The organism is uncultured Tateyamaria sp. (assembly GCF_947503705.1).
Taxonomy (GTDB): domain Bacteria; phylum Pseudomonadota; class Alphaproteobacteria; order Rhodobacterales; family Rhodobacteraceae; genus Tateyamaria.
The window spans coordinates 148,559-165,515 of record NZ_CANNES010000002.1 but is presented as its reverse complement, the minus strand read 5'-3'; the positions used below and the strand labels follow the sequence as shown (position 1 = coordinate 165,515).

Below are 16,957 nucleotides of genomic sequence, written 5' to 3'. Positions count from 1 at the left end.
GAGACAACGTCATGACCCATTTCCTCGACATTCACACCACGTCGCAAACCGATCTGCGGCAAATCATTGATCACGCGCATAAAATGAAAAACGCCCGGGCGGGCCGCCCCAAAGGCACGCCTGATGACGACCAGCCGCTGGCCGGGCACATGGTGGCACTGATCTTTGAAAAGCCCTCGACCCGCACCCGTGTCTCCTTTGACGTGGGCGTGCGCCAGATGGGTGGCGAGACGATGGTGCTCTCTGGTCGCGACATGCAGCTGGGTCATGGCGAAACCATCGCCGACACTGCGCGTGTGCTCAGCCGCTATGTTGATCTGATCATGATCCGCACATTCGAGGAACAGACCCTGCTTGAGATGGCTGAATATGCCACAGTGCCTGTGATCAATGGGCTGACAGACCGCACGCATCCCTGCCAGATCATGGCTGATGTTATGACGTTCGAAGAACATAACGGCCCGATCAAAGGCAAAAAGGTGGTTTGGTGCGGCGATGGCAACAACGTCTTTGCCAGCTTTGCCCACGCGGCCAAGCAATTTGATTTTGATCTGGTCTTTACCGGCCCCGAACCGCTTGACCCAGAACCGGCCCTGAACGGTCTTTATACGACCGAACGCAATCCCGACATTGCCGTCGAAGGTGCTGACCTTGTGGTGGCCGACACCTGGGTGTCGATGCACGATCCGCAGTCCGCGCGCGAGCGGCGGCATAACCAGTTGCGCGGCTATCAGGTAAACGCCGCCCTGATGAGCAAGGCCAAGGAAGACAGCCTATTCATGCACTGTCTACCCGCCCACCGCGATGACGAGGCCACGTCCGAGGTGATGGACGGCCCACATTCAGTGATCTTTGACGAGGCGGAAAACCGGCTGCATGCGCAAAAGGCGATCATGCGGTGGTGTCTGGGTGTCTGACACCGCCCGTCGCCCCCGCATCTGCGTGGCAGGTGCGGGCAGCATCGGCTGTTTCGTAGGCGGTCTTTTGGTGCAGGCGGGCCACGATGTTCGGTTTCTGGCACGCTCGCGTATCATTGAGGCGGTGGCCCGCGATGGCCTGACCCTGACGGACTACAGCGGGCTTGACCTGCATCTGACTGCCCTTGCCATGACAGATGACCCGGCTGAGGCCTTGGCTGAGGCTGATCTGGTTCTTGTTGCGGTCAAATCGGGCGCAACGGCTCAGATTGCGACTGACATTCAGGCTTTTGCGCCCCACGCGCAGGTGATCAGCCTGCAAAACGGTGTCGCCAACGCGGATGCCTTGCGCCGTGCCTTGCCGCAGGCGGACGTGCGGGCCAGTGTTGTACCCTTCAATGTCGTCGCCAAATCCGGTGCCGCTTTTCATCGGGCCAGTTCTGGCGACATATTGGTCGAGGCGGGTCCGTTACCGAGCCTGGGCAATCCGCATCTGATCTGGACGCCGCATCGGGACATTGCCGCAGTCCAATGGGGCAAGCTGTTGATCAACCTTGGCAATGCCATCAACGCGCTGGCGGACATGCCGTTGCTGGATCAATTGCATGAACGCCGCTGGCGCCGCCTGATCGCCGACCAAATGGCCGAGGCGCTGCACGTTCTGCGAGCGGCCGGGATCACCCCTGCCAAAACAACTGCGGCGCCACCGCACCTGATCCCCCACATTCTGCGCCTGCCCACGCCACTCTTTCGCGTTATCGCGGCCCAGATGCTGACGATCGACGCCCAGGCCCGATCATCCATGTGGGAAGACCTGAGCCGGGGCCGCCCGACAGAGATCGACGCCCTACAAGGTGAAATCCTCTCCCTCGCGGAACGCAACGGGCGACAGGCTCCATTAAACACCCGCATGCACGCCTTGATCAAGGCGGCGGAGGCGGCAGGCAAGGGCCCTCCTGGCCTTGGGGTTGACGACATTCGGCAATAGGCTTGCACGCACCCGCCCACCGCATATGGTCAAGACAACCACGGGCAAGGAGCGGACATGACACAGGCGGATATTGGGGTCTACGGGTTGGGAACGATGGGCAGTGCGTTGGCCCTGAACCTTGCTGAAAACGGATTTGATGTGGCGGTTTCCAATCGCGAAGCCGATTGGATCGGTACCTTTGTTTCCAAGGCCAAAGACCTGGACGGAGACTTGACCGGCCACACCGAACTGCCCGATTTTGTCCAGGCAATCAAAACTCCGCGCACGATCTTGTTCATGATCCCGTCGGGTGCGCCGATGGACGACATGATCGACACCGTCGTTCCCTACTTGACCAATGGCGACACCATCATTGATGGGGGAAATGCGGATTTCAATGCAACACGCGCGCGGACCAAACGACTTGAGGGCACGGGCATCCACTTTGTCGGTATGGGCGTTTCCGGCGGAGCCGAAGGGGCGCGTCACGGGCCATCCATGATGGTTGGGGGCACAGCCTATTCATGGGCCCAGTTCCGACCGATGGCCGAAGCCATTTCTGCCAAATTCGAAGGTGACCCCTGCGTGGCGCATCTGGGCCCGGACGGTGCCGGGCATTTCGTCAAGACGGTTCATAACGGGATCGAATATGCCGATATGCAGATGATTGCCGAGATCTACGGCATTCAGCGCGATTTGGCAGGCCTGCCTGCCCCACAGATTGGAAAGATGTTCGCGGATTGGAGCGATGGTCCGCTCAGCTCTTACCTGATCGAGAGTGCTGCTGCGGTTCTACGCGCCAAAGATGCTGCGACGGGCGCGGCGATGATTGAGGTCATTCTCGATCAGGCTGGCCAGAAGGGAACCGGTCGCTGGACCTTGATCGAGGCTCTGAAATTGGGTCAATCCGCCTCCACAATCGAAGCGGCAGTGGGTGCGCGGGGCTGGTCATCGGAAAAGGCGGTGCGCGTTGCGGCTCAGGAAGCTTTGGATATCGGCAAGCAAGAGGTCGCATTGCCGTCAGAGGCCGATTTGGCGGATGCCATGCTGGCGGGCCGCATTCTGGCCCATGCCCAAGGGTTTCGAGTGATGGCGGCGGCATCGGACGAGTTCGGCTGGAACCTCGACATGGCCCGCATTGCGGAGATCTGGCGCGCAGGCTGCATTATTCGCTCGGCGTTGCTGGATGTGTTTGCAGATGCGTTCCGTGCCGAACTCCCCCACGGCCACATGATCCTGTCGCCTGAGATGGTTGCCCGTCTCGGCGACTGCTTGCCCGGGCTGCGCCGCGTGGTTGCGGCGGCGGCTATGGCGGGCCAACCCGTGCCCGCATTGGCGGCGGCTCTCGCCTGGAATGACAGCATGGCACTGGCCCGCGGCACGGCAGACATGATCCAAGGCTTGCGCGACTACTTTGGGGCACATGGGTTTGCACGGGTTGACCAGGACGGCACCCACCACGGCACCTGGGACGGGTGATGGCGCACCAAGAGGTACGCCTTAAGGGATTTGCGCCACTGTGAAAGCCGCCGATAACGGTGGCAATCCGCGCCCTTTCGTCGAACTGAAGCCTGTCAGCGCTACGGCGATCCGATCCCCGCAATGCGGAGGCGTCCTCCGCCTTAGCGTCGTGGCTTGGTACGCAGGGTTGGGTCGGCTTGGGTCGGGTCGTCAGGCCAAGGGTGTTTTGGATACTGCCCACGCATGTCCTTGCGGACATCCTCGTAGGACGTTTCCCAAAAGCGGGGCAGGTCAGAAGTTACCTGAACTGGTCTGCGCGCAGGTGACAACAGGGTGATCTGCAAGGGTTTGCGGCCCACCACCGGGTGGCGCGTCACGCCAAACATCTCTTGGAGGCGCACAGCGATCCCAGGCACATCCTCGGCATAATCAATCGGGATTTTGCGCCCAAGCGGTGTCGTAAAATGGCCGGGCACCGCGCGGTCCAGCTGTTGCATCCGGTCCCAACCCAGGAGGCTTTGCAAGGCTGGCAGTATATCGAAGGCTTTCCAGTCCGCAGTTGTGCGCGCACCCGTGAGGTGGGGCAAAAGCCACTCCTCCAAAGTCTCCATCAAGGTGGTTTCCGACAGATCGGCGAAACCATCATCCATCAACGCGGCCCGCTTCATCAGTCGCAATGCAGCGGGCGTAGGCCGAAGGCCCAATTGCCGCACGCCGTCCAGCATCGCTTGGGCCACGGCGTTTTCGGGGGCGTCCTTCCAGGCTCGATCTTCGAGAACCAGCGCCCCGAATGTCTGTTGCGACCGTGTCAGCACGCGGCCTTCGCGCCGCGACCACTGGCAGACATCCTTCCAACCGATTTGCGCGCCAAAGAGCGCCTCCAATTCCTCCTGGCTCAGAACGGCCGCTTGCCGGATCTTTGCCTCGCGCGGGTCTCCATCCAGATCGGTTGCCACAATCAGCCGCTGGCCTGCCAGGGCGTCGCCACTGGGCATCACTGCCCCTTTGCCGCCTGACAGGACATAGCGGGGCGCGTCGCCCGTGCGGCGCATCCCGATCCGATCCGGATAAGCCAGCGCCGCCATTGCACCAGAGCTGAGCTTGGCGCCCTTGCGGCCTCTGCGAAGCCTGCGAGCTTCGTCCCTGATCCGCTGGATTGTCCCACGATGGGACCGCCCCTCGAAGGCCTTCGGATCAGCGATGGCGCGTAGGCGCAGGGTCAGGTCGGTGCCCTGGTCGCGCATCGGGTCCCTTTCCGCCAGAAGGGCCGCCAGCGTCGCCGCTTGATCCCCCGCGGTCACCAGCATATGGCCAAGCCTGGGATGCAGTGGCTGGCGAGCCAATGCCTTGCCGTGGGCTGTTATTCGTCCTTCACCATCCAAGGCCCCCAACATCTGCAACACGCTGCGCGCCTCAGCCAATCGCCCGGGATGTGGCGGCGTGACAAAGCGCAAGCTGTCCTCGGTTCCGCCCCACATCGCCAGTTCCAGCGCAAAGGCGCTGAGGTCGCCTGCCTCGATCTCGGGTGGGGGGAAGGCGGCGAGTGCCCCATCCTCACCCCGTGTCCAAAGCTTGTAGGCCACGCCTGATGCCACACGGCCCGCGCGGCCTGCCCGTTGTGTGGCCTCGGCCCGCGTCACCCGTTCGGTGATCAGCCGCGACATGCCGGAAGACGGGTCAAACCGCGCGCGCCGCGCGCGGCCGCCATCGACCACGATGCGGATATCGGGGATGGTCAGTGAGGTTTCGGCAATGGATGTGGCCAACACGATCTTGCGTTCCCCGCCGGGGGCCACAGCAGCGCGTTGTGCTTTGAAATCCATCGCGCCAAACAGGGGATAGACAGGTACGCCGCCTACCTTCCCTTCCAAGAGCGTTGCCGTGCGCCTGATCTCTCCCTCTCCGGGCAAAAACGCAAGAAGGCTTCCTTCGGCCTCGTTTACAGCGTGCAGGATTAAGTCGGCCATCGCTGTTTCAAACCGCTGCTCTTTGGGGCGGGGCTTGGGCAGCCAGCGCGGTTCAACCTCAAAACTGCGCCCTTCTGAGGTCAGAATGGGGGCCTGCATCACCTCAGCCACGGGCCCCGCGTCGAGTGTTGCGGACATGGCCAAAAGCATCAGGTCGTCGCGCAGCGCCTCGGCCACCTCAAGGCAAAGGGCCAAGCCCAGATCAGCGTTCAGGGACCGTTCATGAAACTCGTCAAAGATGATAGCGCCGACCCCGGGCAAATCGGGGGCGTCTTGCAACATGCGGGTCAGGATGCCCTCGGTCACCACCTCGATCCGGGTTGAGGGGCCTACGGTACTGTCGCCTCTGATCCGGTAGCCTACGGTTTGGCCGGTCTTTTCACCCAAGGTTGCGGCCATACGGTCGGCGGCGGCCCGCGCGGCGAGACGGCGCGGTTCCAGCATCAGGATTTTGCCCTGTATCATCCCCGCGTCCAGCAAGGCCAGCGGCACGCGTGTCGTCTTGCCTGCCCCTGGCGGCGCCTGTAAAACCGCGCGGCCCGCATGGCGCAAGCGGTCCAGCAGGTCGGGCAGGATGGCGTCGATGGGCAAGGGGATATGGGCCGTCATGGCGCGCCTTATGACCCAATCCGCGATGCGCGCCAACACTGGACATTCCCGTCCGGCTTTCCCAAAAACGATCCCGACAACAAGGGGCGGCCCCATGGACATCTCAGACCTTGCAGCGCGCATCGCAGCGGGAGAACGGCGGGCACTGGCGCGTGGGATCACGCTGGTCGAGAGTACGCGGGCAGATCAGCGGACGCAGGCGACAGCGGTGTTGGCTGCATTGCCGCGCGGCAGGCAAGCTCTGAGGATCGGGTTGTCGGGGACGCCGGGGGTGGGAAAATCCACATTTATCGAAGCGTTTGGCATGATGCTGGTGCGCGCGGGCCTGCGGGTTGCGGTTCTGGCTGTTGATCCCAGTTCGGCCCGTTCGGGCGGGTCGATCCTGGGCGATAAGACGAGGATGGAGATGCTGAGCCGCGAACCAAATGCCTTTATCCGACCCTCACCCAGCCAAACGCACCTGGGTGGCGTGGCCCGTCGCACCCGAGAGGCGGTAGCCTTGTGCGAGGGCGCAGGCTTTGACGTGGTGCTGATCGAGACAGTGGGCGTGGGGCAATCGGAAACTGTCGTGGCGCAGATGGCGGACCTGTTTTTGTTGCTGCTGGCCCCGGCGGGCGGGGACGAGCTGCAAGGGGTTAAGCGCGGGATCATGGAGATGGCGGATATGATCCTGATCAACAAGGCCGACGGTGACTTGAAACCCGCGGCTACACGCACCTGCGCAGATTACGCTGGCGCCTTGCGGCTTTTGCGCAAACGGCCACAAGATCCCGAAGGCTTTCCTAAGGCGATGATGGTTTCGGCCCTTCAAGAAGATGGGATCGAGGCTGCCTGGGCCGACATGCAAGAACTTGCAGGCTGGCGCCGCGATGCAGGCTTTTTCGACGGTACGCGCGCCGATCAGGCGCGGTATTGGTTCGAACAGGATGTCCGCGCTGCCCTCTTGGCGCAACTGGATGAAGCAGGCGCGCGCGCGGAGATGGCAGAGCTTGGGGCGGCGGTTGCACAAGGCACGCTTGACCCAAGTGACGCGGCGGCCCGAATGCTGGATCACCTGGCAGGCGCAAAGGGCGGCGAATGAGCCCCATTGCGGGTTGACCCGGCCCCCGATTCCCCCTAAAGCCCGCAAACGAATTTCGACAGCGCGACCTTTCGGGCGTGCTCTGCCGCTTGAGCGCCGGACCACCGGCGAGACGCGGCACGCAGATGAAGAGGATAACCCATGTCGCGTGTATGCGAACTGACCGGTAAAGGCCCCATGGTTGGCAACAATGTCAGCCACGCCAAAAACAGAACCCGTCGCCGGTTTCTGCCGAACCTGAACGACGTGACACTGCAGTCCGAAACGCTGGGGCGCGGGATCAAGTTCCGCATTTCCGCGTCGGCGCTGCGCTCTGTCGATCACCGCGGTGGGCTTGACGCTTACCTGGCCAAGGCAAAGGACACTGAGCTGTCGGTCAACGCCCAGAAAGTGAAGAAAGAAATTGCAAAGGCGCAAGCGGCCACCGCCTAAGCGTTTTATTGCGATCCAAAGTTTTGACCCCGCTTGTGATGCACAGGCGGGGTTGTTTCATTTTGGGACATAGGATGGGTGATCTGGTCTTGTCCGACTGCTGCCCTGAAGCATTTCGCCGCAGTTGCAGCTGGCCGGTATTGTCGATAGCTGTTTGGGCATGATGCGGATGCTTTCAGCTCTTTTGCTTAGCCTCGTGCTGGCCGTAACCAGCCATAGCGCCGGCATGGCACGCGGTGCGTCTACGGCCGTCGACCAGATCGTGATCTGCACCGGCTTTGGCGCGACCGTGATCCACATGGACGCTGATGGGCAGCCAACACAAGCGCCGCACCTGTGCCCGGATTGCGTGGTACATTTGCTTGCTGTCGATGTTCCGACAGTCAAGGCGACGCCGTTGACACTGCGGGTGCGCACCGAGGCCTCTGGCTTGCATGATGACCTGCTGGCTGTGATGCCGCCTTTGATTGTGCCGCCCGCGCGCGCGCCGCCTGCATGAACTGATCCAAACGCCAACCCTACAGATCAGATCAAGGAGGACCAAGATGTCCTATCGTTCACTTTTCGCAGCCGCTTGCGCCGCGTCCATTCTCGTTGTCCCGGCCTGGGCTGACAGTATCAAAATCATGGATCCCTATGCGCGCGCGGCCAGCCCGTCGGCCAAGGCAGGGGCTGCATTCATGATGATCACCAATGAAAGCGGTCAGGATGACCGGCTGATTGCGGCACGCTCGGACGCCGCCAAACGCGTTGAGTTGCACACGCATATCGAGACCGGCGACGGTGTCATGCAGATGACAGAGATCGAAGGCGGCGTCGCATTGCCCGCAGGGAGCACGCATCACATGAAGCGCGGGGGCGACCATATCATGTTGATGGGGTTGACTGGCCCGCTGGAACAAAACGCAGAGATCGAAGTCACGCTGGTCTTCGAAACTGCCGGCGAGATGGTGGTCACGATCCCCGTGGACAATGCGCGTAAGCCCAAAGCGGGCGCGCACTCGCACTGAACCGGGCGGTGGCGGAAGACACCTCCACCTTACGGGGATTGTGAAACTGGTCTGCCCTGCTTCCCCGTCCAAAAAATTGCCGAGTGCGACGGTCGAAGGGACCAATGGTGCGCGGTTTCTTTGGTCGCGCACCAAATGCGGCATCCCCGCATGGCAGCCCTGTGGTCCGTCAACTCCGGTCAGTCAGATAGCAGACTGTCGACCCATTGCGGTACGGTTTCCGAGGCTTTGCCGGGCCGGACTTCTTCAAACAGGTTGACGGTCGCGGATGGATCCAGGTTCATCTCGACCGTCTTCGCCCCGACATGGGCGGCCATTTGGACAAAGCCCGCAGCGGGATAGACGTTGCCAGAGGTGCCGATGGCGGCAAAGATGTCGGCCTCCATCAAAGCGCGTTCGATCCGGTCCATGTGATAGGGGATTTCCCCGAACCAAACGATATCCGGCCGGGCCGTGGGACGGGAACAGCTTGGGCAAGCCTCACCCACATGCATCGTCAGCGGGGCCTCCCACCGGACCTCGCAGGCGGCGCATAGCGCCGAGGCGAGCGCGCCATGCATGTGCACGGCGTTGGTGCTGCCGGCCTTTTCGTGAAGGCTGTCCACGTTTTGCGTCACCAGCAGCACTTGGCCGCTATGTTCCGCCTGCAGCCGCGCAAGGGCCAGATGGGCGGGATTTGGCGTCGCCTCGGCCGCCTGAGCGCGTCTGGCATTGTAGAAATCGACAACCAATTGCGGATTGCGGGCAAACCCTTCGGGCGTTGCGACATCCTCGATCCGGTGCTGCGCCCACAAGCCACCTTCGTCGCGAAATGTGCCAAGCCCGCTTTCCGCAGAAATCCCAGCCCCTGTGAGGATCACGATGTTTGGATGTGTCATGCCGCCGCCTATGTTATCCGTGCCCTTTTCAACCGACCCTAGCTGTCGAGCAACCGCAATTCACCGGCCAGCCATGGCAATTGCGCAAGCGCAGGCTCGATCATGTGAGTTTGCATCAGGTGGCGCATCGTGCGCGCCACATCCGTTGGTACATTGCCAGCCCAGTCCGCACTGGCATAAAGCGAGATGGTCCGGGAAAAAGGCTTGAAGGGAAGGGGGTGCGCCTCAACCTGGTCGTGAAAACGGCCTGCACGCATGTAGCCCAGTGGCGTTGTGACCGTCCAACCGATCCGGCGGGCGACCATGGCCATCAAGGCAAGGTGGCTGCCGATTTCAAAACGGTCGGGCAGGTCCATTTTTTGGCGGGCGAGATGCGCTTCAATCTGACGCGAAATCAATTGCTCCCGCTCATAGCGCAGAAACGGTAGGTCGCGCAGCGTGGCCAATAGGTCTTCGCCGCGCACTGCGCCCTTGGGTGCCACCAGAATGAACGGATCGCGCGCCAGCGGGTATTCCAGCACGCCGTCTCGCATGGTGCCGTCGCTGGCCGAAATTGCGATATGCAGGCGCTTATCGGCGATGGACTGAAGGATTTCGTGGCTAGGCGCAGTGGCAAGGGCAAATTTGCACCGCGTCAGACTGTCGGCGAGAATGGTCACAAGGCGCGGTGTCAGATCGTTTTCAAAGTCATCGATTACGCCAATGCTGAGGGCCGACAGATGCGCCAAATCCATCACTGTCAGCTCTGATTGTGCCAAGCGCAATTGCGATAGTGCCGCCTCTGCACGGGTCAAAAAAGAGTGACCCGCAGGGGTCAAGCGCATGGGCCGCTTGCCGTGGTCGATCAGGTCAGTGGCCAGCGCGTTTTCGAGGTTGCGCAGTTGTTGGCTGACGGCGGGCTGGCTGAGCCCCGTGACCGTGGCCGCTTGCGCCACCGATCCCGTTGCGGCCAATGCCTCAAACACTTCAAGGCCCCGCAATGTGACACCTTTGCTCAACATCTCGCATACCTTCCATCCATTTCACCTTTTGTGAAACTGAAAGAGACCTGGGTCAATGAAAATTGTGTTTAGTTGCACTCGATATTTGACAAAATGGAAACTGAACGCTGTCGACGTATTGGGTTGCGTCACTTGATTGCCAGCCGTGATTCAAGGCACTCTGTGCAAATGACACAAGAAAATACCGTGAGGATCGCCACGGCATCCTACCCCGTAGATGTCCTGGACGACTGGGACACTTATGCGGCCAAAATAACCGAGTGGGTCGGTCGTGGGGCCGAGGCCGGTGCCGATCTGTTGGTCTTTCCCGAATATGGCGCGATGGAGCTTGCAACGCTTGCCGGGCCGAAAGTTGCCGCCGATCTTGAGGCGTCGCTTCATGCTGTGTCGGGCTTGTTACCGCGGGTGGATCGCCTCCATGCGGATTTGGCGACGGCTCATGGCGTGCACATCTTGGCGGCCTCTGCCCCCGCCGCGTACGATTTGCCCCCCGGTGTCGCGCGCCCCGTCAATCGCGCGCGCCTGTTCTCGCCAGGTGGGGGCGTTGGCGTTCAAGACAAACAGATCATGACCCGGTTCGAGGCGGAAGAATGGGATGTTGTACCCGGTGGGCCGCTACAACTCTTTAATACAGCGCTGGGCAAGATCGGAATACTGATCTGTTATGATGCGGAATTTCCGCTACTGGGACGCGCGCTGGCCGAGGCGGACATCATCCTTGTGCCTTCCGTGACCGAGGCGATGACGGGCTATTCCCGCGTGCGCATCGGAGCACAGGCCCGTGCGTTGGAAAATCAATGCATCACTGTGATGGCTTCGGTGGTGGGTGATGCAATGTGGTCGCCTGCACTGGAAACCTGTGTTGGGGCGGGTGGTGTCTTTGGCCCGCCAGACCGGGGCTTTCCCGATACGGGTGTCTTTGCCATGGGTGAAATTAACAAACCCGGCTGGGTCTATGCCGATGTTGATCTGAGCGCCGTTGCAGATGTGCGCCGGGATGGGGGCGTGTTGAACCGCCGCGATTGGCGGGCGCAAAGCGGTCGCGATGCCGCCGCCCCGATGATGCCGCTGGGTTGAAGCAATCGCTTCATGCTGCCGCGCGCCGCAGATTTGCGACGCAACGGCCCCGCCCGCTCTTTACCCCTTGAAATTATGGCACAAGAGGCGCATTTAGTGGCGCGTCCGCGTCTGAGGCGGACGGTGTTGTCAAGGAGAGACCATGGCCAAGGAAGATACGCTCGAATTTCCCGGTGTCGTAAAGGAACTCCTGCCCAATGCGACGTTTCGGGTCGAGCTTGAAAATGGCCATGAGATCATCGCACACACGGCAGGAAAAATGCGCAAGAACCGCATCCGCGTTCTGGCAGGCGACAAGGTACAGGTTGAAATGACCCCCTATGACCTGACCAAGGGCCGCATCAACTACCGCTTTAAATAACCGATCCGCATGGCTTTTGTCCTGGGATCAGGCAGCCCGAGGCGGCTTGAGCTGCTCGGGCAATTGGGCGTTGTGCCTGATACTGTGCGCGCCCCCGATATCAATGAAGACCCTGCAAAGGGCGAGTTGCCCCGCCCCTATTGTGCCCGGATGGCCCGCGAAAAGGCTGCCGCTATTGTGGCGGATGCGGGTGATGTGGTGTTGTGTGCCGATACGACTGTGGCTTTGGGCCGCCGAATTTTGGGCAAGCCCGCCAATGCAGCAGAGGCCGCGGCGTTTCTACGTCTGATGTCGGGCCGTCGCCACCGTGTCATCACGGCGGTGGCCGTGCGTAAGGGGACGCAGACGTGGGAAACATCCGTCGTCAGCGCTGTTCGCATGAAGGCGCTGTCTGAGGCAGAGATCGCTGGATATCTCGCCACGGGTGATTGGCAGGGCAAGGCGGGCGGCTATGGAATTCAAGGGCCTGCTGGCGCCCTGATCCCCTGGATCAGTGGATCGTTCACTGGCATTGTCGGCTTGCCCCTTGCTGAGACCGCAGGCCTGTTGCAGGCCGCAGGCATAAAGGTGTGGGCATGAAGGGACGTCAAATACTACTGGACCATATCGGGGGTCGCGAGGCTGCGGCTCTCATGGTGGATGGCATCTTGCACGATTTTCTGATCGACGGCGACGCGCCGCGTCCCGGCACGATCTACCGCGCGGTAACGGACCGACCTGTAAAAGGGCAGGGGGGTGTATTTCTCAAAACCCCGGACGGCTCTGCCTATCTGCGCGGCGTCAAGGGGATCGGTCAGGGCGAGACGCTGCATGTGCAGGTGACCGGATATGCCGAGCCCGGCAAAGCGATCCCGGTCACGCACAAAATCCTGTTCAAGAGCCGTTATGCTATCGTGACCCCTGATGCGCCTGGCCTGAACCTGTCGCGCAGCATTCGTGATGACGATCTGCGCGACAGCCTGCTTGAATTGGCGCACGAAGGGATGGAAGGGTCGACGATGGGTCTCATCCTCCGTTCGGCCTGCGCCGGGGCAGAGCCCGACGAGGTTGCAGATGACATTGCAGCCATGCGGCGACTAGCCGAGGATGTGACGGCTGACATGGTTGCGAGCCCCGAGTTGCTGGTGGAGGGCGATGGCCCGCATGTCCTGGCTTGGCGTGATTGGGTGGACCCTGCGGACGTGGTCACAGAAGCAGGCTGTTTCGAAAGCCACGGTGCGCTCGATAGTCTCGATGCCGCGCGTGGTGCACATGTGACTTTGGGCGAGGGCGCGTCGCTGTTTGTCGAGGCGACGCGGGCCCTGATTGCCGTCGATGTGAATACTGGTGCTGATGGCTCCTTTGCGGCCGGCCTCAAGGCGAACCTTGCCTGCGCGCGGGCATTGCCGATTGCCTTGCGGGTCCGCGGACTTGGAGGGCAGATCACCATCGACTTGGCCCCGATGCCGAAAAAGGAGCGGCGTACTTTCGAGGCCGCCTTACGCGCCGCTCTACGCCGCGATGACGTGGACACTGTCATGGCGGGCTGGACACCCCTGGGCCACTACGAGTTACAGCGCAAGCGCGCGCGCCTGCCCCTGACGGAGGTTCTGGGATGACGTGTCCGATTTGTAGCGATGAAACGGTGCAAAAATATCGACCCTTCTGCTCACGCCGCTGCGCGGATGTGGATCTGGCGCGTTGGATGAGCGGCAGCTATGCCGTGCCGTCTGAAGCGGAGGAAGACGAGGCCGAGGCAGCGGATCTTGCTGCGGAAGCGTTGCGCAAACCGCACTGAGGCTGGAATGCGTGGCGCTAAGGCGAAACAGGCAAAAAGCCTCTGGACACCCTAGCATGGAGGCCCTAGAACCCGCTCACCTGAACGCAAGACGTTCACCCGTGCCCGGGTAGCTCAGGGGTAGAGCAGTGGATTGAAAATCCTCGTGTCGGTGGTTCGATTCCGCCCCCGGGCACCATTATAACTGATTTTAAAGCGTTTTTTGACCTCGGAGGGGGCAATTGAGGGGGCGAATCGACTTCGATGGCCGCTCACTGCGCGACAATAGCCCAGAACCCGAAAACTGCGGTTACTGGATTGCTTGAAATCATAGAGCGGTAATGGAGTTCAAAAGCAGTTTGGCTGTCAGTGGTTTTCACATGCAATGTTGCAAGGCAGTTGATACAAAGAAAGAAAATGGCAGGGTATGCCCTGCTTTGAGCATTCGAACGGGCAAACTGTGGTGTTAGAGAATAAGATCGAGCGCGACTTTATCGCGAAATTGGAAGCGCTGAAATATCGTTTTCGCCCCGACATCCGGGATCGCCTTTCGCTGGAAGCGAATTTTCGCCAGCAGTTTGAAGAACTAAACCGCGTCCGACTGACCGATAGCGAGTTTGCTAGGCTTCTCGATCAAATCGTTACGTCTGATGTTTACGCGGCGGCGCGTGTCCTGCGAGAGCGAAACACTTTCGAGCGCGATGACGGGACGCCGCTCGACTATACTTTGATCAACACCAAGGATTGGTGCAAAAACAACTTTGAAGTCATCAATCAGCTTCGCATCAGCACTGACTACAGCCATCATCGCTATGATGCGATCCTGCTGATTAACGGCGTGCCCGTCGTTCAAATCGAACTGAAAACTCTGACGATAAGTCCCCGAAGGGCAATGCAACAAATCGTCGATTACAAAAACGACATTGGCAATGGCTATGGAAAGACGCTGCTGTGTTTCCTGCAACTTTTCGTGGTCAGCAATCGAAGCGATACGTGGTATTTCGCAAACAACAATAATCGCCACTTCAGTTTTAATGCTGATGAGCGATTTCTCCCGCTTTATCAATTCGCCAGCGATGACAACAAGAAAATCACGCACTTAGACAGCTTTGCCGAAACATTCTTGGCAAAATGTAATCTCGCTCAAATGATTAGCCGATATATGGTCTTGGTCGCGAGCGAGCAGAAAATGCTGATGATGCGCCCTTACCAAATTTATGCAGTTAAGGCTATCGTCGACTGCATACACCAGAATTGTGGAAATGGATATATCTGGCACACGACGGGCAGCGGGAAGACCCTGACTTCATTCAAAGCTTCCACACTTCTCAAAGACAATCCGGACATCGAGAAGTGCCTTTTCGTCGTTGACCGCAAGGACCTCGACCGCCAGACTCGCGAAGAATTTAACCGGTTCCAAGAGGGCTGCGTCGAGGAAAACACCAATACCGAATCCCTTGTTCGCCGTCTGTTATCTGACGACTACGCCGACAAGGTGATCGTTACGACAATCCAGAAACTCGGCCTCGCGTTGGATGGCTCCAACAAGAATAACTACAAAGAGCGGCTGGAACCTCTTCGCAATAAGCGCGTCGTTTTCATTTTCGACGAGTGTCACCGCTCGCAGTTCGGCGAAAACCATAAGGCGATCCGCGAGTTCTTTCCGAATGCTCAACTATTCGGGTTCACTGGCACGCCCATTTTCGAAGAGAACGCCTCTTATCAGCAAGTCGAGGGACAAGCCGCGTCGTATGTCACTACGGAAGACATCTTCCAACAGGAACTGCACGCCTACACGATCACGCATGCCATCGAAGACAGGAACGTGCTGCGCTTTCATGTCGACTACTACAAGCCAGAGGGGAAATCACCTTCCACTGCCGGTGTCAGTGTTCAGAAGCGCAAAGTCGTCGAGACGATCTTAGAGAAGCACGACGCTGTTACAGCGGGTCGTCGCTTCAATTCTGTTCTCGCAACCGCGTCGATCAACGACGCCATAGAGTATCATGGCTTACTCCGGAAAGTTCAGGCCGAAATCGCGGCGTCAGACCCAGAGTTTGTTCCGCTGAACATCGCGTGCGTGTTCTCGCCGCCTGCTGATGGCAGCAAGGATGTGAAGCAACTTCAAGAAGACCTGCCTCAGGAAAAGGCGGATAACGCCGTAGCGCCTGACAAGAAGAAAACTGCATTGAAAGAGATCATCGCGGACTACAACAAGAGCTTCGGTACAAACCATAGCATTGGGGAATTCGACCTCTACTATCAGAATGTCCAGAAGCGGATTAAGGACCACCAGTACCCCAACCACGACCTTCCCCATGACCAGAAGGTCGACGTTGTAATCGTGGTCGACATGTTGCTGACTGGTTTCGATTCCAAGTACCTGAACACGCTCTACGTCGACAAGAACCTCAGACACCACGGGCTGATCCAAGCGTTCTCACGCACCAACCGGGTGCTCAACGACACGAAGCCTTATGGCAACATCCTTGATTTCCGCCAGCAACAGCAGTCGGTGAATGAAGCGATTGCGCTCTTCTCCGGCGAGTCCACCAAGCCGCCGAAGGAAATCTGGCTGGCAGATTCCGCGCCAGTGGTCATCGACAAGCTGGGATCTGCTGTCAAAGAACTCGATACCTTCATGCAGTCGCAGGGGCTCACTTGCGCGCCGGAAGACGTGACCAACCTCAAAGGCGACGCGGCCCGCAGCCAGTTCATCAACCTCTTCAAAGAGGTACAGCGCCTAAACACGCAACTGGACCAGTACACCGATCTGACGCCCGGCGATAAGGCCAGTATCGAAAGAACGATGCCGAAGGAACAGTTGTTAGGGTTCCGGGGGATGTATCTGGATACCGCCCAGCGCCTGAAATCGCAACAAGACAGCGGCCCGGACAAAGCCCCGGAAGATGTGCAGCAACTCGATTTCGAGTTCGTACTCTTTGCGTCTGCGGTGATCGACTACGACTACATCATGGGGTTGATCGCCGACTACTCGCAGCAAAAGCCGGGCAAACAGAAGATGTCGCGTGCTCAGATTGTCGGTCTGATCCAGTCGGACGCGAAGTTCATGGATGATCGCGAAGATATTGCCGCCTATATCGACACGCTGACCGAAGGTGAGGGGCTGAGCGAAAAGGCCATCCGAGACGGATTCGAACGTTTCAAGGAAGAGAAGAGCGCAGAGGCTCTTTCTGCCATTGCCGAGAAGCACGGCGTTGAGGTCGCATTGCTTCAAGAATTCGTCAACGGCATTCTGCGACGCATGATCTTTGATGGGGAGAAGTTGAGCGATCTCTTGGCTCCGCTCGAACTCGGTTGGAAAGCGCGGACCCAGAAAGAGCTTGCCCTAATGGAAGACTTGATCCCGCAACTTCACAAACTTGCCCATGGGAGACAAATCTCCGGACTTGGTGCATACGAGCAATAGGGGGATA

The 16,957-nt window shown here is 59.7% G+C and carries 16 protein-coding genes and 1 tRNA gene; 14 read left to right on the top strand and 3 right to left on the bottom strand.

Going from position 1 to position 16,957, the window contains the following annotated elements; genetic code table 11:
* Nucleotides 1-11 precede the first annotated feature (11 nt).
* The 3 genes from argF to gndA are packed head-to-tail and all read left to right on the top strand — an operon-like array spanning nt 12 to nt 3,366.
* Complete coding sequence (gene argF / locus Q1A44_RS06920) at nt 12-917, top strand: ornithine carbamoyltransferase (RefSeq protein ID WP_299621886.1); 906 nt, start codon at nt 12-14, stop codon at nt 915-917.
* Entirely contained in the window at nt 910-1,905 is a 996-nt protein-coding gene (locus Q1A44_RS06915; RefSeq protein WP_299621883.1) for a 2-dehydropantoate 2-reductase, read from the top strand. The genes argF and Q1A44_RS06915 overlap by 8 nt, the downstream gene beginning before the upstream one ends.
* Nucleotides 1,906-1,962: 57 nt before the next feature.
* Nucleotides 1,963-3,366 carry an NADP-dependent phosphogluconate dehydrogenase gene (gene gndA / locus Q1A44_RS06910; RefSeq protein ID WP_299621880.1) on the top strand — a complete coding sequence of 468 codons (1,404 nt, stop codon included), beginning with the start codon at nt 1,963-1,965 and terminating at the stop codon, nt 3,364-3,366.
* Nucleotides 3,367-3,509: 143 nt separating this feature from the next.
* On the opposite strand, the gene hrpB is transcribed toward gndA, so the two are convergent.
* The gene (gene hrpB, locus Q1A44_RS06905) at nt 3,510-5,924 is read right to left on the bottom strand and encodes an ATP-dependent helicase HrpB (RefSeq protein ID WP_299621877.1); all 2,415 of its coding nucleotides are present in this window, start codon (nt 5,922-5,924) and stop codon (nt 3,510-3,512) included.
* Nucleotides 5,925-6,018: 94 nt separating this feature from the next.
* Between hrpB and meaB the strand changes: the two genes are divergently transcribed.
* From meaB to Q1A44_RS06885, 4 genes are all read left to right on the top strand, one after another.
* A complete protein-coding gene (meaB, locus tag Q1A44_RS06900) occupies nt 6,019-7,005 on the top strand; it encodes a methylmalonyl Co-A mutase-associated GTPase MeaB (protein ID WP_299621875.1) in 987 nt (328 codons plus the stop codon).
* 141 nt (nt 7,006-7,146) lie between these two features.
* The gene (gene rpmB / locus Q1A44_RS06895; RefSeq protein WP_299621873.1) at nt 7,147-7,437 is read left to right on the top strand and encodes a 50S ribosomal protein L28; all 291 of its coding nucleotides are present in this window, start codon (nt 7,147-7,149) and stop codon (nt 7,435-7,437) included.
* Between the two features lie 160 nt (nt 7,438-7,597).
* The gene (locus Q1A44_RS06890; protein ID WP_299621870.1) at nt 7,598-7,936 is read left to right on the top strand and encodes a hypothetical protein; all 339 of its coding nucleotides are present in this window, start codon (nt 7,598-7,600) and stop codon (nt 7,934-7,936) included.
* 46 nt (nt 7,937-7,982) lie between these two features.
* Complete coding sequence (locus tag Q1A44_RS06885) at nt 7,983-8,447, top strand: copper chaperone PCu(A)C (RefSeq protein WP_299621866.1); 465 nt, start codon at nt 7,983-7,985, stop codon at nt 8,445-8,447.
* A 179-nt stretch (nt 8,448-8,626) separates the two neighbouring features.
* On the opposite strand, the gene Q1A44_RS06880 is transcribed toward Q1A44_RS06885, so the two are convergent.
* Both Q1A44_RS06880 and Q1A44_RS06875 read right to left on the bottom strand, forming a co-directional pair.
* Nucleotides 8,627-9,325 (bottom strand): NAD-dependent deacylase, encoded by a 699-nt coding sequence (locus tag Q1A44_RS06880; protein ID WP_299621863.1) that lies wholly within the window; start codon nt 9,323-9,325, stop codon nt 8,627-8,629.
* Nucleotides 9,326-9,363: 38 nt separating this feature from the next.
* Complete coding sequence (locus tag Q1A44_RS06875; RefSeq protein ID WP_299621860.1) at nt 9,364-10,326, bottom strand: LysR family transcriptional regulator; 963 nt, start codon at nt 10,324-10,326, stop codon at nt 9,364-9,366.
* A gap of 186 nt (nt 10,327-10,512) precedes the next feature.
* Between Q1A44_RS06875 and Q1A44_RS06870 the strand changes: the two genes are divergently transcribed.
* The 7 genes from Q1A44_RS06870 to Q1A44_RS06840 all read left to right on the top strand — a co-directional run bounded on the left by Q1A44_RS06870 (nt 10,513) and on the right by Q1A44_RS06840 (nt 16,950).
* Complete coding sequence (locus tag Q1A44_RS06870) at nt 10,513-11,403, top strand: carbon-nitrogen hydrolase family protein (RefSeq protein ID WP_299622833.1); 891 nt, start codon at nt 10,513-10,515, stop codon at nt 11,401-11,403.
* Between the two features lie 142 nt (nt 11,404-11,545).
* Complete coding sequence (gene infA / locus Q1A44_RS06865; protein WP_005978431.1) at nt 11,546-11,764, top strand: translation initiation factor IF-1; 219 nt, start codon at nt 11,546-11,548, stop codon at nt 11,762-11,764.
* 9 nt (nt 11,765-11,773) lie between these two features.
* Complete coding sequence (locus Q1A44_RS06860; protein ID WP_299621857.1) at nt 11,774-12,343, top strand: nucleoside triphosphate pyrophosphatase; 570 nt, start codon at nt 11,774-11,776, stop codon at nt 12,341-12,343.
* A complete protein-coding gene (locus Q1A44_RS06855) occupies nt 12,340-13,362 on the top strand; it encodes a ribonuclease E/G (RefSeq protein ID WP_299621854.1) in 1,023 nt (340 codons plus the stop codon). Before Q1A44_RS06860 ends, Q1A44_RS06855 begins: the two co-directional genes overlap by 4 nt.
* Complete coding sequence (gene yacG / locus Q1A44_RS06850; RefSeq protein WP_299621850.1) at nt 13,359-13,541, top strand: DNA gyrase inhibitor YacG; 183 nt, start codon at nt 13,359-13,361, stop codon at nt 13,539-13,541. The genes Q1A44_RS06855 and yacG overlap by 4 nt, the downstream gene beginning before the upstream one ends.
* 103 nt (nt 13,542-13,644) lie before the next feature.
* Nucleotides 13,645-13,719 (top strand) — tRNA-Phe (locus Q1A44_RS06845).
* Nucleotides 13,720-13,947: 228 nt separating this feature from the next.
* Entirely contained in the window at nt 13,948-16,950 is a 3,003-nt protein-coding gene (locus Q1A44_RS06840; protein ID WP_299621847.1) for a type I restriction endonuclease subunit R, read from the top strand.
* Nucleotides 16,951-16,957 lie beyond the last annotated feature (7 nt).

Coding starts and splice junctions, on each gene's coding strand:
- Q1A44_RS06875 (WP_299621860.1), bottom strand. CDS start 10,326: ATGTTGAGCAAAGGTGTCACATTGCGGGGCCTTGAAGTGTTTGAGGCA.
- Q1A44_RS06860 (WP_299621857.1), top strand. CDS start 11,774: ATGGCTTTTGTCCTGGGATCAGGCAGCCCGAGGCGGCTTGAGCTGCTC.
- Q1A44_RS06885 (WP_299621866.1), top strand. CDS start 7,983: ATGTCCTATCGTTCACTTTTCGCAGCCGCTTGCGCCGCGTCCATTCTC.
- Q1A44_RS06840 (WP_299621847.1), top strand. CDS start 13,948: ATGCCCTGCTTTGAGCATTCGAACGGGCAAACTGTGGTGTTAGAGAAT.
- argF (WP_299621886.1), top strand. CDS start 12: ATGACCCATTTCCTCGACATTCACACCACGTCGCAAACCGATCTGCGG.
- rpmB (WP_299621873.1), top strand. CDS start 7,147: ATGTCGCGTGTATGCGAACTGACCGGTAAAGGCCCCATGGTTGGCAAC.
- Q1A44_RS06855 (WP_299621854.1), top strand. CDS start 12,340: ATGAAGGGACGTCAAATACTACTGGACCATATCGGGGGTCGCGAGGCT.
- gndA (WP_299621880.1), top strand. CDS start 1,963: ATGACACAGGCGGATATTGGGGTCTACGGGTTGGGAACGATGGGCAGT.
- yacG (WP_299621850.1), top strand. CDS start 13,359: ATGACGTGTCCGATTTGTAGCGATGAAACGGTGCAAAAATATCGACCC.
- Q1A44_RS06890 (WP_299621870.1), top strand. CDS start 7,598: ATGATGCGGATGCTTTCAGCTCTTTTGCTTAGCCTCGTGCTGGCCGTA.
- hrpB (WP_299621877.1), bottom strand. CDS start 5,924: ATGACGGCCCATATCCCCTTGCCCATCGACGCCATCCTGCCCGACCTG.
- Q1A44_RS06880 (WP_299621863.1), bottom strand. CDS start 9,325: ATGACACATCCAAACATCGTGATCCTCACAGGGGCTGGGATTTCTGCG.
- meaB (WP_299621875.1), top strand. CDS start 6,019: ATGGACATCTCAGACCTTGCAGCGCGCATCGCAGCGGGAGAACGGCGG.
- infA (WP_005978431.1), top strand. CDS start 11,546: ATGGCCAAGGAAGATACGCTCGAATTTCCCGGTGTCGTAAAGGAACTC.